We start from the raw sequence: 14,320 nt of genomic DNA, 5'->3' as shown, positions 1-14,320 counted from the left end.
TGGGGTTTGTGCTTTGGCGGTGAATGGGGGATTCGGACTTCGCGATTTGGCGTTGTGCGTCACCCAACACGCTGGGGTTTGTGCTTTGGCGGTGAATGGGGGATTCGGACGCCGCGATTGGCGTTGTGCGTCACCCAACACGCTGGGGTTTGTGCTTTGGCGGTGAATGGGGGATTCGGACGCCGCGATTGGCGTTGTGCGTCACCCAACACGCTGGGGTTTGTGCTTTGGCGGTGAATGGGGGATTCGGACGCCGCGATTGGCGTTGTGCGTCACCCAACACGCTGGGGTTTGTGCTTTGGCGGTGAATGGGGGATTCGGACGCCGCGATTGGCGTTGTGCGTCACCCAACACGCTGGGGTTTGTGCTTTGGCGGTGAATGGGGGATTCGGACGCCGCGATTGGCGTTGTGCGTCACCCAACACGCTGGGGTTTGTGCTTTGGCGGTGAATGGGGGATTCGGACGCCGCGATTGGCGTTGTGCGTCACCCAACACGCTGGGGTTTGTGCTTTGGCGGTGAATGGGGGATTCGGACGCCGCGATTGGCGTTGTGCGTCACCCAACACGCTGGGGTTTGTGCTTTGGCGGTGAATGGGGGATTCGGACGCCGCGAATTGGCGTTGTGCGTCACCCAACACGCTGGGGTTCTTGCTCTGGCGGAGAATGGGGGATTCGAACCCCCGAGGGCTTTCACCCAACACGCTTTCCAAGCGTGCGCCATAGGCCACTAGGCGAATTCTCCTGGCCGCCGTTTCAATAAAGCAACGGCACCAGAGAATCTTACCTGTTTCCAGCGGATGCTGCCGCCACCGGCCCAGACCGCGCTCGGTTGGCCACGCCCCACGTCGTACCCTAAACTGAGGTTCGGCTCCTCGCGTGGCGCCACCTTGGCCAATTCCCCCAGGACGGAAACGTAGCAAGGGTAACCGGGCTCTGGCGGGTGCGCGAGGAGTCTTTTCTATACCTGGACCGCGAGGGTAACCGGGGCTGCGCCCGTGTGCTGTTTGACAGTTACGCCGTGCGAGACCAGCCTAAAGCTATGGACTACACCCAACTTGGCCGTTCCGGCCTCACGGTTTCTCGGTTATGCTTCGACACGGCCAACGTCGCATGGTGATGCGCGGGCTCGATGTGTTGTTCATCGGCGGCACCGGCGTGATCAGCGCTGCCGCCGCCGCACGAGCCGTCGCGACCGGGCACCGCCTCACGGTGCTGAACCGGGCTACGCCAACCCAGCGGCCGGTTCCAGCCGGTGTGGAGGTGCTCACCGCAGACGGGCGCAACCCGGCCTCGATCCGGGCTGCGGTGGGCCGGCGAACCTTCGATGTCGTCGTCGACTTCGTTGCCTTCACGGCCGACCACGTGGCTGCCGATATCGAGCTGTTCACCGGACGCACCGGCCAGTTCGTGTTCATCAGTTCGGCGTCGGCCTACCAGAAGCCGCCGGCTCGACTGCCGATTCTGGAGTCCACGCCGCTTCGTAACCCCTACTCGCAGTACTCGAGAGACAAGATTGCCGGGGAAGACCTGCTGGTGGCCGCCTACCGCGAGCGGGGATTCCCGGTTACGATCGTGCGCCCCTCGCATACCTACGATCAGACCGCGATCCCGCTCACCGGCGGGTGGAGTGACATCGTCAGCATGCGGGCCGGTCGCCCGGTGCTGGTGCACGGTGACGGCACCTCGCTCTGGACGATCACACACAGCACCGACTTCGCCAAAGCCTTTGTTGGGCTGTTCGGCCTGCCACAGGCCATCGGGGACAGTTTCACGATCACCTCCGACGAATTTCTGCCGTGGAATATGATCTACGAGCTTTACGCCGCGGCAGCGGGCGCACCACTTCCCGAGCTGGTGCACGTGGCGTCGGAGACCATCGCGGCCGCGGTCCCGCACCTCGGCCCGGCACTGCTCGGCGACAAGGCGCATTCCGTCATCTTCGACAACAGCAAGATAAAGGCGCTCGTGCCCGATTTTGTCTGCACCACTCCGCTCGCGCTCGGCGCGCGCGACACCATCCGCTGGTTCGACGCACACCCCGACGCGCAGATTAGAGATGAGCACCTCGAGCGCAGCTTCGACGCGCTCATTGACGCGGCAAGGATGACCGTTTCGGCTCAGGCGGCGACGGTATAAATCTACGAAACTGTCGCCAGCGGATCCGAAGGGACCTTTGGCACTGGAGACATTTTCAGCGCTCAATAGGATGGAAGAAGTGCGGCTGCGTGGCCGCGTAACGATGTGGAGGACCGATGATCAACGATTCCGGCACCATGACCTGGCCTACGCGTGCACCCGCACCGCTCACCCCAGAGGCCCTCGCGAGCATCGACGCCTGGTGGCGTGCCGCGAATTACCTCGCCGTCGGCCAGATCTACCTGCTCGGCAACGCCCTGCTGACCGAGCCCCTCACTCGCGACCACGTCAAACCGCGCCTGCTCGGGCACTGGGGCACCACGCCCGGTCTCAACTTTCTCTACGCGCACCTCAACCGGGCTATTCAGGAACGCAGCCAGAGCACCATCTACATCACCGGCCCGGGCCACGGCGGCCCCGGAATGGTCGCGAACGCCTACCTCGACGGCACCTACACCGAGGTCTACGCCGACATCGAACAGAACGCGCACGGTGTGCAGAAGTTGTTTCGGCAGTTCTCTTTCCCCGGCGGCATTCCCAGCCACGCTTCGCCCGAACTCCCCGGATCCATCCACGAGGGCGGCGAACTCGGCTACGCCCTCAGCCACGCCTACGGGGCCGCATTCGACAATCCCAACCTGCTCGTGGCCGCGGTGGTCGGTGACGGCGAGGCTGAAACCGGGCCGCTCGCCACCAGCTGGCACTCCAACAAGTTCATCGACCCGATTCACGACGGCGTCGTGCTGCCCATTTTGCACCTCAACGGGTACAAGATCGCCAACCCCACCGTGCTCGCGCGCATCCCCGAAGACGAGCTGCTCGACCTCATGCGCGGCTACGGGCACACTCCTTATATCGTCTCCGGTGGTTTCGACGGTGAAGATCCGCTACTCGTGCACGCACGCATGGCCGAGACGCTCGATCTGGTGCTCAACCAGATTGCCGAGATCAAGGCAGCCGCGGCTATGGCCGATAAGAACAACGAGGATTTCGCCCGTCCGCGCTGGCCGATGATCATCCTGCGCACCCCCAAGGGTTGGACCTGTCCCGCCATCATCGACGGCGTGCAGGTCGAGAACACCTACCGCGCCCACCAGGTTCCACTCGCGAATGCCCGTGACACCCCGGAGCACACGGCCCTGCTCGAACAGTGGATGCTCTCCTACCGTCCCGCAGACCTGTTCGACGCAAACGGTGCTCCCGTCGCACAAATCCGAGCTCTCGCCCCGGTCGGCCCCCTGCGCATGAGCGCCAACCCGATCGCCAACGGCGGACTCCTGCGCCGCGACCTGCACCTGCCAGACTTTCGTGATTTCGCCGTCGACGTGCCGGAGCCGGGTGCAACGCTGGATGAGGCGACGCGCGTGCTCGGCGGCTATCTGGCCGAGGTCATCCGCTTGAATCCCGACAACTTTCGCATCTTCGGGCCGGATGAAACCGCCTCGAACCGGCTGGCCCCGCCGGTCTACGAGGTGACCGATAAGCAGTGGAACGCCGAGGTGAAGCCCGGCGACACCAACCTGGCCCGCGCCGGCCGCGTCATGGAGGTGCTGAGCGAGCACCAGTGCCAGGGCTGGCTCGAGGGCTACCTGCTCACCGGGCGGCACGGGCTGTTCAACTGCTACGAAGCGTTCATTCACATCGTCGACTCGATGTTCAACCAGCACGCCAAGTGGCTCAAGGTGACCGCCGACATTCCGTGGCGGGCGCCGATCGCGAGCCTGAACTACCTGCTCAGTTCGCACGTGTGGCGGCAGGATCACAATGGCTTCAGCCATCAGGACCCCGGATTCATCGACCATGTCGTCAATAAGAGCGCCGACGTGGTGCGGGTCTACCTGCCCTTTGACGCGAATACGTTGCTGAGCACCTACGACCACTGCCTGCGCAGCGTCAACTATGTCAACGTGGTCGTGGCCGGCAAGCAGCTCGCGCCGAATTTGCTCACCATGACCGAGGCCGTCGCCCACTGCACCAGGGGGCTGGGCATCTTCGACTGGGCCGGCACCGAAATTGCCGGTCAGGAGCCGGACGTCGTGCTCGCCGCAGCCGGCGACGTTCCGACGCTCGAGGTGCTCGCCGCCGCCGAGATTCTGCGCGAAAACCTGCCCGATCTCAAGCTGAGGGTCGTGAACGTCGTCGACCTCATGCGCCTGCAGTCCGAGGACGATCACCCGCACGGCCTGAGCGACAGCGCCTTCGATGCGGTCTTCACGCCAGACAAACCCATCATTTTTGCCTATCACGGCTACCCGTGGCTCATTCATCGGCTCACCTACAAGCGCCACGGCCACGAGAATCTGCACGCCCGCGGCTACAAGGAGAACGGCACCACGACGACCCCGTTCGACATGGTCATGCTCAACGACCTCGACCGGTATCACCTCGTCATGGACGTCATCGATCGCACCCCCGGCCTCGCCGCCCGCGCCGGCCTGCTCCGGCAGCAAATGCAGGATGCCCGCCTCGCCGCGCGCCAATACACCCGGGACTTCGGCGAGGACTTGCCAGCGGTCACCGACTGGTCCTGGTCGAAGACGGATGCCGCGCCGCGCGCCGACCAAACCGGCAGCGACAACGTCTAGGACAAACTCACACCCCACATACGCTTGAATGGACACCGTGGCTCGAAGCATCTATATCACCAGCGCCGAAGGTAATACCGGCAAATCTTCAATCGCTCTCGGCGTGCTCGACACGCTCACCCACCTCGTGGAGCGAGTCGGCGTGTTCCGCCCCGTCGCCCGCACCGCGACCGAACCGGACTACGTCGTCGAGTTGCTGCTACGACACCTCAAGGCCAACGCCGGCCCCGGCGCCTTGGCCGGGCAGACCTACGAGCAGAGCATCGGTGTCAGCTACGACGACGTCAACACCGACCCCGACGCCGCCCTCGCCCGCATCGTTGCGCGCTACAAAGCGATCGAAGCGCTCTGCGACACTGTCGTCGTCATCGGCAGTGATTACACCGACGTCGGCAGCCCCACCGAACTCGCCTTCAACGCCCGCATTGCCGCGAACCTTGGTGCTCCCGTGCTACTCGTGCTCGGCGGCCGTGTCGGCCCCGGCGAGGGCGAACGCCTCGGCCAGAGCGACGCGCGCTCGGCCGTGGATATCGGCCAGCAGACCGACGTGGCGCTGGCGGAACTGCGCGACGAACACGCATCCATTTTGGCGATCATCGTCAACCGCGCCGACGAAAACGCTCTGCCGCAGATTATCGACGTGGTGCGCGCCACGACCAACGCCCAGCCGGCGCGCTCCGGCGGAGCGTTCGGCGTGCCGATCTGGGCCATTCCCGAAGACCCCTACCTCGTCGCTCCGAGCATGCAGAGCATCATGGAAGCGACCGAAGGCACCCTGATCAAGGGCGACCCGGCGCTGCTGGCCCGCGAGGCGCTCGGCATCGTCGTGGCGGCGATGTCGATGGTCAACGTGCTGCCGCGCCTGATCGAGGGCGCTGTCGTCGTCGTTCCCGGTGACCGGGAAGATGTGCTCCTGGCCGTTCTGCTCGCCAACGCCTCCGCGACGTTCCCGTCGATCGCCGGCATCGTGCTCAACGGCGGTTTCGAACTCCCCGACGCGATCCAACGGCTGATGGAAGGCCTCGCGCCCTCGCTGCCGATCATCAGGTCGCCGCTCGGCTCCTACGACACGACCATGCGCATCACCCGCACGCGGGGGCGGCTCGCCGCCGACTCGCAGCGCAAGCACGACACGGCGCTGGCCCTGTTCGAGACGCACGTCGACGCATCCGCTTTGCTCGATCGGCTCGACGTCAGCCCGACCGAGGTCGTCACCCCACTCATGTTCGAGTACGCGCTGCTCGAACGCGCGCGGCAAAGCCGCAAGCACATCGTGCTGCCAGAGGGGGAGGACGACCGCGTGCTGCGCGCCGCGGCGACACTGCTGGCCCGCGATGTGGTCGAACTGACCATCCTCGGCGAAGAATTCGAGGTGCGCTCGCGCGCCATCGGCCTCGGGCTCGACATCTCCAAGGCCCACGTCGTGAGCCCGTACGACGACCTGCTGCGCCTGAAGTTCGCGCAGGAATATATGCAGTTGCGGGCACATAAGGGAATCACTCTCGACCAGGCCAATGAGACCGTCACCGACGTGAGCTACTTCGGCACCATGATGGTGCAGCTGGGGCTCGCCGACGGCATGGTTTCCGGCGCCACCCACACCACCGCGCACACCATTCGGCCGAGTTTCGAGATCATCAAGACCCAGTCCGGCGTCGGCGTGGTGTCGAGCGTGTTCCTCATGGCGCTCGCCGACCGGGTGCTGGTCTACGGCGACTGCGCCGTCATTCCGGTGCCCACGGCCGAACAGCTTGCCGACATTGCCATCTCGGCCGCGGCAACGGCGGTGCAGTTCGGCATCGAGCCGCGCATCGCGATGCTGTCGTACTCCACCGGAACTTCCGGCGAGGGCGCCGATGTCGAAAAGGTGCGCGCCGCCACCGCCCTCGTGCGCGAACGCCGGCCCGACCTGTTGGTCGAAGGCCCGATTCAGTACGACGCAGCAGCAGATGCCGCGGTCGCCGCCACAAAAATGCCCGGTTCCAGCGTGGCCGGCCGCGCCACCGTGTTCATCTTTCCCGACCTGAACACCGGCAACAACACCTACAAGGCGGTGCAGCGGAGCGCTGGCGCTGTCGCGATCGGACCCGTTCTGCAAGGCCTGCGCAAGGCGATCAACGACCTCTCCCGCGGCGCCCTGGTGCAGGACATCGTCAATACCGTGGCGATCACGGCCATCCAGGCCGCCGGGCTGACGGATGCCGCGGCACCGGCCCGTGACGCCACTCCGGCCGGAGCCACTCGATGACCGCTGTTCTGGTCGTCAATTCCGGGTCGAGCTCGTTCAAATATCAGCTCATCGAAATGGACACCGAGACCACGCTCGCGAGCGGGCTGGTGGAGCGCATCGGTGAGTTGGTCGGGCAGTCCTCTCATTCCGTCGCCGCGACTGATCCGGCACGCGACGTTCCGGCATCCGCTGATCAAAAATGGAAGCGCGAGCTGCCCATTCCCGACCACACGGCCGGATTCGCCGTCATGCTCGACGCGTTCCGGGCCCACGGGCCGTCGCTTACCGAGCACATGCCGGTTGCCGTCGGGCACCGCGTGGTGCACGGCGGAGCACGTTTTCATGAGCCAACCCTGGTGACACCGCAGGTCGAGCGCGACATCGACGAGCTGTCGGGGCTCGCGCCGTTGCACAATCCGGGCGCGCTGCAGGGCATCGTCGCGGCCGGTGAAGCCTTCGCCAAGGTGCCGCACGTGGCCATTTTCGACACCGCGTTTCACCAGACCCTGCCGCCAGAGGCCTTCACCTATGCGATCAATGCCGATTTGGCCGATCGCTTTCGCATTCGACGCTACGGGTTTCACGGCACCAGCCACGGCTTTGTCGCGCGCGAGGCAGCGATCTTTCTGGAACGTCCGGTCGAAAATCTGAACCAGATCGTGTTGCACCTCGGCAACGGCGCATCGGTTTGCGCGGTTGCGGGCGGCCGTTCGGTCGAGACCAGCATGGGCATGACGCCGCTCGAGGGACTCGTCATGGGCACCCGCACCGGCGACATCGACGCGGGCGTGCTGTTTCACCTGAACCGTCGGGCCGGACTCGACATCGACGAACTCGACACCCTGCTCAACCGGGGCAGCGGACTGCTTGGCCTGACCGGCCGCGGCGACATGCGCGACGTGATGGAAGCTGCCGCCGCCGGCGACGGGCCATCGCAGCTCGCGATCGACGTCTATGTGCACCGAATCAAAGGTTATGTCGGGGCGTATTACGCGCAGCTCGGCCGGGTCGATGTGATCTCGTTCACGGCCGGAGTCGGGGAGAACGCGCCGCTCGTTCGCGAACGGTCGCTCGCCGGTCTGGAGGCGCTGGGCATCCGCATTGATCCCGAGCGCAACGCCGCCGCCTCTCGCGGCGCCCGGGTGATCAGCGCCGACGACTCCGCGGTCACCGTGCTGGTGATTCCCACCAACGAAGAGCTAGAGATCGCCCGCCAGACCCTTGCGACGGTGCGCTAGGCGGCTGCCGCCCCATGCCCGTGCCGGGCTGGTACGTTGTGCCGGTAAATCTGGGACACGCCGTCGTAAATCGGCACGGAACCCGGCGTGTCGCGAAATTTACCGGCGTTAGGTACACGGGTCACCACCAGGGCTCGTTCTGGCCGTCGATTCGGCGACCGCGGCGGCGATCTCGGACCCGACGCGCATCCGCAACCGTGCGTTCGATCGTCGCGAGAGTCGTTGCCCACTCGAACATGACGTGCCGGTACGACAATCGCAGAGTCCGTCGGCCCAGCCCCTCGACCATCAGATCCCGGTCGTAATCGGAGCCGAGCCTCGCCGCCCCATGCCATTGCCGTCCATCAATCTCGAGGGCGACGCAATCGTCAACGACGAGGTCTTCGCGGATCGACCCGGCGAAAGTGCCGACCTGCCCCTGCGCGACGACGGTGAAGCCGTGATGACGCAAACGTCGGCGCACCAGGGTTTCGAGCCCGGAATCGGCCGTGTCCTCCATCTCCCGAATGCCCGGCTGCAGCCGGGCCGGTGCAAGCACGCACAGACGACGAAGTTCGGTGGGCGTGATGAATTTGAGGTGTCGGGCCGATTCCAGACAGGCGATCGCGTTCTCCTCGTCGAGACAATGGATGGCCTGCCACACCGCTTCCAGAGGGTCGACCATCCACGACTGTCCGGGTCGGGCGAACCGCGGCGTTGCTCCGTGAAAGTGCAGGTCGCGTCCGCTCTGGTCGGTACTCGGGCGGGTGATCGGGCCGCCGCCACGGGCATCCGCTGGACGCATGAGGTGCAACGCGGAATCCACGCCAGACCAGACACCGAACCGATGCACGGCACTGACACACGCGATCTGCGCGTGCAGCGCTGCGGCCTGGCGCTGTTCGGCATCGGCGTGCGCGCAGACATAACTGCCGCGAGCTGCCCGAGCAATGTGTCCCGATTGCAGCGCGGCTCGAATTTCGCGTGCGCTGATCCCGCGACGAAATAGTTCGTCGGTTGTGGCGACGTGACCGAGAGAGCACACAATCTGAAGGGCACGCATGCCGTGAGAATGCCGGATCCGGCCGCTCATTGGGGGCGGACAAGCCATTCTGCGCACAAGCGGATGCTGAGCCCGGCTGGGGAGGAGGCATCCGCTGCACGCAATGCCGGTAAAATCCCGACACGCCGAAAATCGCGCCGTATGTGAACGGCGTGTCTCAGATCTACCGGTTTCACGTACCGGTCGGGCCGACGGGTCAGGCAGGGTCTCGGTTGCGCGCGGGCGAGTGTCGGTGCGGGCAAGTACCATTGAGAACGTGGTTACCGCCCTGTATCGCCGCTATCGGCCAGAGACCTTTGCCGAGATGATCGGCCAGTCCCAAGTGACCGATCCGCTGATGACGGCGCTTCGCACCAACCGGGTGAATCACGCCTATCTGTTCAGCGGACCGCGCGGCTGTGGCAAGACCACGAGCGCGCGCATTTTGGCCCGCTGCCTGAACTGTGCTGAGGGTCCCACAGATACCCCCTGCGGTGTCTGCCCGAGCTGCGTCGAACTCGCCCGCGACGGCGGCGGTTCCCTCGACGTCGTCGAGATCGACGCAGCCAGCCACAACGGTGTCGACGACGCCCGCGATATTCGCGAGCGCGCCATCTTTGCGCCGGCCCGCGACCGCTACAAGATCTTTATCCTCGACGAGGCGCACATGGTCACTCCGCAGGGCTTCAACGCGTTGCTCAAGATCGTCGAAGAGCCGCCGGAACACGTGAAGTTCATTTTTGCGACCACCGAACCTGAAAAAGTGATCGGCACCATCCGCTCGCGCACTCATCACTATCCCTTCCGGCTGGTGCCGCCGGGACCGATGCTCGAATACGTGCAGCAGATGTGTGACGCCGAGAAGATGGTCGTTGCGCCCGGAGTGCTGCCACTCGTCGTGCGCGCCGGCGGTGGCTCGCCGCGCGACACTCTTTCGCTCCTGGACCAGCTCATGGCCGGGTCTGACGGGCAGTCCATTGAGTACGAGCGCGCCGTGGCGTTGCTGGGGTACACGAGTGCGTCCCTGCTCGACGAGGCCGTTGAGGCCATCGGCGCCCGCGATCCTGCCGCCGCGTTCGACGCTGTCGACCGGGTCATCCAGACCGGGCAAGATCCGCGCCGGTTCGTCGAAGACCTGCTGGAACGCATGCGCGACCTTATTATCGTCGCGGCCACGAGCGTCGCGGGGGCGGCGGCCGTGCTGCGCGGGGTGCCGCAAGACGAACTCGAGCGCATGAGCGTGCAGGCCGCCGCCTTTGGTGCGGCCGAACTCTCGCGCACCGCCGACATTCTCAATGCTGCGCTCACCGAGATGAGCGGGGCCACCTCGCCGCGCCTGCACCTCGAGCTCATGATCGCGCGCGCCCTGATTCCCGCGACCGATGACTCGACCCGCGGCGCCTTAGCCCGGGTCGAGCGCCTCGAGCGTCGCATCGGCGTCGACGGTGTTGCGGCAGCGCCCGGCGTCGGCGCATCGGCGAATTCCGCGGATTCTGTGCCGCCCGCCTCGGGCGCGCCTGTCTCGCCGCCCGTAGCGCGAGCTTCCTCGGCACCCTCGCCGCTGGTCGAGTCTGCCGAGACCGCCACCCCGGAAATGCGGATTGGCGCGGCGGCGTCGCCATCCTCCGCGGCAGCACCCTTGCCGCTGGCCGTGGCTCCCCAACCGGTAGTCGAGTCTGCCATTTCGGGAACGCAGGCTGACCGCCCCGTTGTCGTCCCCGGTTCCCCGGTCTCTCTGCAGCAGCTCAAGGACGCTTGGCCGGAGATTCTCGAAGCCGTCAAGAATGAAAAGACCACGGCCTGGCTCGTCGTCTACACCGCCCAGGTACTCGGCCTAAACGGGGACGTGCTCGCCCTTTCGTTCCCGAGCCAGGCCGACGTCGAGAGCTTCAAGCAGCAAAAGGTTCCCGGAATGGGAACCAGCGATTTTCTGCGCACCGCGATCGTTGCCGTGCTCGGCCTGCGGGTCAAGTTCATCGCGCGCGTCGAAGCGAGCCGTGAGACCTCCTCGCCCAGCGCGTCGTCCGGCGCCTCGCCGACCGTCGCCGCGGAGCCCGCGCCAGCGGACCCCGCACTCGAATCAACCGAAGTCACAGCACCCGCCGCTGATGCGCTCGAATCGGCCGAGCCCGATTCAGGGACTGCGGTTTCGTCGGCATCCCGGTCAGCCGCACCGGCTGCACGCGGGGCTGACGCGACCCCGCGCACCGCGCCCGCGCCGACCGCTGCTGTGCGCGAGGTCGAATCGCCGACCGAAGGCGCGTCACCGGTCGCCGCATCAACCAGTGGGTGGGCCACCGTGGCCATTCCCGGTTCGCCCAACGGTCCGGCGCTGCCCGTCATCGCCGACGACACAACGGATGCCGCGGCCCCCGCTGCTGCGCCGGCTTCGACGACTGCGCCGCGCTCGACCTCGCCGTCGTCCGAGTCCGTGCCCTCAGTTGCGACTTCCGGCGCTGTGAAGTCTGCGTCGTTCGACACCTCGCCCGCCGCGCCGTCTTCTCCGCCGCCGCGCCACGACGAGCCGCCGTTTGACGACGTACCTCCGCCGTTCGATGACGACGTTCCGCCCGAGATGGACGCACCCGCCGACGAACGTGTGCCGAACTACACGGCGCAGGCCGAGGCATCAGCTGCCCACGCATCAGCTGCCCAGGCAAACGCTGTGCAGACAAACGCTGTGCGGACTAATGCGCAGCAGCAGCAGCAGGGCCGGCCCGAGCGGAGCTCTGGCAACCCAAGTTCGGGTCACCAGAACCCCGGCCAGCCGAATGCCTCGGCCCAGCGGCAGCACCAGAATGCCGGCCAGCGCGGCGCCCCGAAAGATCCGTCGCGGGCGCCGTCGTTCGCGGAGAAGCAGCGTTACGGCGAGGCCGTCGTGCGCGAGATTCTTGGTGCCACCTTCATCGAAGAACAGCCGTACACCGCGGCACCCCGAACCAGAAACGATTACTAGACCATGTATGAAGGCATTGTTCAGGAACTGATCGACGAGCTCGGTCAACTTCCGGGCATCGGACCGAAGTCAGCCCAGCGCATCGCATTCCACATTCTGCAGACCGAGAAGTTCGACGTGACGCGGCTGGCGAATGTGCTGCTCGAGGTGCGCGACAAGGTGCGATTCTGTGAGATTTGCGGCAATGTTTCCGAGCAGCCGACCTGCCTTATCTGCCGCGACCCACGCCGCGACCCCACGTCGATCTGCGTGGTTGAAGAGGCCAAGGACGTCGTAGCAATCGAGCGCACCCGCGAGTTCAAAGGGCTCTACCACGTGCTTGGCGGAGCCATCAGCCCGATCGACGGCGTCGGCCCCGACGACCTGCGCATCCGTCAGCTGATGCAGCGCCTGGCCGATAACACGGTGCAGGAGGTTATCATAGCGACCGACCCGAACCTCGAGGGGGAGGCGACCGCGACCTACCTGTCGCGCCTGCTCACAACGCTCGAGATCAAGGTGACCCGCCTCGCCTCCGGGCTGCCGGTGGGCGGTGACCTCGAGTACGCCGACGAGGTCACCCTCGGCCGTGCCTTCGAGGGCCGCCGCGAGGTCGCGCACTAGCCGCTCCCACCCCGCCGCCCCGGTCAAACCCACACCTCGGTTCACCCGACGTCACTCGCCCCCCCTTTTGGACGGGGCCCGGGCCCGGGCCGTAGGCCCAATTTATAGACTGGGCCCGCGGTCATAGGGTGGGCCCGGCCAGCGGACGCTCCGATTCCGCCCCCGCCGCGCAGCGTCACATGGCACCGACCCCGAGCGCCAGCATTTAGGATGGGACCTTGGACGCGGCGCGTATCATCGGCCCGCAAACCCCCATCTCAGGAGTCACATGAGCTTGATCGTGCAGAAGTTCGGCGGGTCATCCGTCGCCGATGCCGAAAGTATCAAGAGGGTCGCCAAGCGCATCGTCGACACCCGCAAGGCTGGCAACGAGGTCGTCGTCGCTGTCTCGGCGATGGGCGACAGCACTGACGAACTGCTCGACCTCGCCCACCAGGTCACGCCGCTGCCCGCCCCACGCGAACTCGACATGTTGCTCACGGCCGGCGAACGCATCTCCATGGCGCTGCTCGCGATGGCCATCAAAAGCCTTGGCTACGACGCACGCTCCTTCACCGGAAGCCAGGCTGGCATGATCACGGATGCGCGCCACGGCTCCGCGCGCATCGTCGACGTCACGCCGGGGCGCATCCGCTCGGCGCTTGACGAGGGCGCCGTCGCCATCGTCGCCGGTTTCCAGGGCTTCAATCGCGACACCAAAGACATCACCACCCTTGGTCGTGGTGGCTCCGACACCACCGCCGTCGCGCTCGCTGCTGCCCTCGACGCCGACATTTGCGAGATCTACACCGATGTCGATGGCGTCTTCACAGCGGATCCGCGCGTCGTTCCCCGCGCCCATAAGCTCGAACGGGTCACGAGCGAAGAGATGCTGGAACTCGCCGCAGCCGGGGCCAAGGTTCTATATATTCGCGCGGTGGAATATGCCCGCCGCCACGGCGTCACGCTGCACGTGCGCTCCTCGTTTAACAACAACACCGGCACCATCGTGTACAACGCCGTGACCGCGCGAGAAAATGGAGAAATCGTGGAAGAGCCAATCATCGCCGGAATCGCCGCTGACCTGAGTGAGGCAAAGGTCACCGTGGTCGGTGTGCCCGACATCCCCGGCAAGGCCGCGCTCATCTTCAAGATCGTCGCACGCACCAACGCCAACGTCGACATGATCGTACAAAACGTGTCGGCTGCCGCCACCGGGCTCACCGACATCTCGTTCACGCTGCCTAAGTCGGAAGGCGAGCGGGTGCTCACCGCGCTGACCAACGAGAAGGAGCTCATCGGTTTCACGAGCCTGCAGTACGACGACCAGATCGCCAAGCTCGCACTGGTCGGCGGCGGCATGCGCACCAATACCGGCGTCTCGGCAAAATTGTTCGAGGCCCTCTACGAGGCAGGAATCAACATCGAGATGATTTCCACGAGCGAGATCCGCATCTCGGTGGTCACCCGGGCCGACACCATCAACGAAGCCCTGCGCGTGGTGCACACCGCGTTCGGGCTGGATGGCGAGATCGAGGCCGTCGTGCACGGCGGCTCCGGCCGCTAGCTCG

8 protein-coding genes, 1 tRNA gene and 1 other RNA gene are annotated in these 14,320 nt (G+C 65.7%); 8 read left to right on the top strand and 2 right to left on the bottom strand.

Annotated elements, in window-relative coordinates; genetic code table 11:
- Positions 1–655 precede the first annotated feature (655 nt).
- A tRNA-Ser gene (locus tag E3T39_RS05645) sits at positions 656–743 on the bottom strand.
- Between the two features lie 121 nt (positions 744–864).
- Here E3T39_RS05645 and ffs point away from each other — a divergent pair.
- From ffs to E3T39_RS05620, 5 genes are all read left to right on the top strand, one after another.
- Positions 865–961: signal recognition particle sRNA small type (gene ffs, locus E3T39_RS05640), an RNA gene on the top strand.
- Between the two features lie 126 nt (positions 962–1,087).
- Positions 1,088–2,137, top strand: a complete 1,050-nt coding sequence (locus E3T39_RS05635) for an NAD-dependent epimerase/dehydratase family protein (protein WP_241979533.1) — start codon at positions 1,088–1,090, stop codon at positions 2,135–2,137.
- Between the two features lie 137 nt (positions 2,138–2,274).
- Positions 2,275–4,722 (top strand): phosphoketolase family protein, encoded by a 2,448-nt coding sequence (locus E3T39_RS05630; protein WP_241979559.1) that lies wholly within the window; start codon positions 2,275–2,277, stop codon positions 4,720–4,722.
- A gap of 37 nt (positions 4,723–4,759) precedes the next feature.
- Positions 4,760–6,970, top strand: coding sequence for a phosphate acetyltransferase (gene pta / locus E3T39_RS05625; RefSeq protein WP_134513976.1), 2,211 nt, complete (start codon positions 4,760–4,762; stop codon positions 6,968–6,970).
- Positions 6,967–8,190, top strand: a complete 1,224-nt coding sequence (locus tag E3T39_RS05620) for an acetate/propionate family kinase (RefSeq protein WP_134513736.1) — start codon at positions 6,967–6,969, stop codon at positions 8,188–8,190. Before pta ends, E3T39_RS05620 begins: the two co-directional genes overlap by 4 nt.
- A 121-nt stretch (positions 8,191–8,311) precedes the next feature.
- Here E3T39_RS05620 and E3T39_RS05615 read toward each other — a convergent pair whose 3' ends face one another.
- Positions 8,312–9,232, bottom strand: coding sequence for a type IV toxin-antitoxin system AbiEi family antitoxin domain-containing protein (locus tag E3T39_RS05615; RefSeq protein WP_134513735.1), 921 nt, complete (start codon positions 9,230–9,232; stop codon positions 8,312–8,314).
- 256 nt (positions 9,233–9,488) lie between these two features.
- Here E3T39_RS05615 and E3T39_RS05610 point away from each other — a divergent pair, with 256 nt between their 5' ends.
- From E3T39_RS05610 to E3T39_RS05600, 3 genes are all read left to right on the top strand, one after another.
- On the top strand, positions 9,489–12,167 hold the full coding sequence (locus tag E3T39_RS05610; protein WP_174845095.1) for a DNA polymerase III subunit gamma and tau: 2,679 nt from the start codon (positions 9,489–9,491) through the stop codon (positions 12,165–12,167).
- Positions 12,168–12,170: 3 nt separating this feature from the next.
- Entirely contained in the window at positions 12,171–12,770 is a 600-nt protein-coding gene (recR, locus tag E3T39_RS05605) for a recombination mediator RecR (protein ID WP_104192574.1), read from the top strand.
- 268 nt (positions 12,771–13,038) lie between these two features.
- The gene (locus tag E3T39_RS05600; RefSeq protein WP_134513733.1) at positions 13,039–14,316 is read left to right on the top strand and encodes an aspartate kinase; all 1,278 of its coding nucleotides are present in this window, start codon (positions 13,039–13,041) and stop codon (positions 14,314–14,316) included.
- Positions 14,317–14,320 lie beyond the last annotated feature (4 nt).

Source organism: Cryobacterium suzukii (assembly GCF_004403185.1).
Taxonomy (GTDB): domain Bacteria; phylum Actinomycetota; class Actinomycetes; order Actinomycetales; family Microbacteriaceae; genus Cryobacterium; species Cryobacterium suzukii.
The sequence above is the reverse complement of the archived record's forward strand: the minus strand, read 5'-3'. Positions and strand labels throughout refer to the sequence as shown.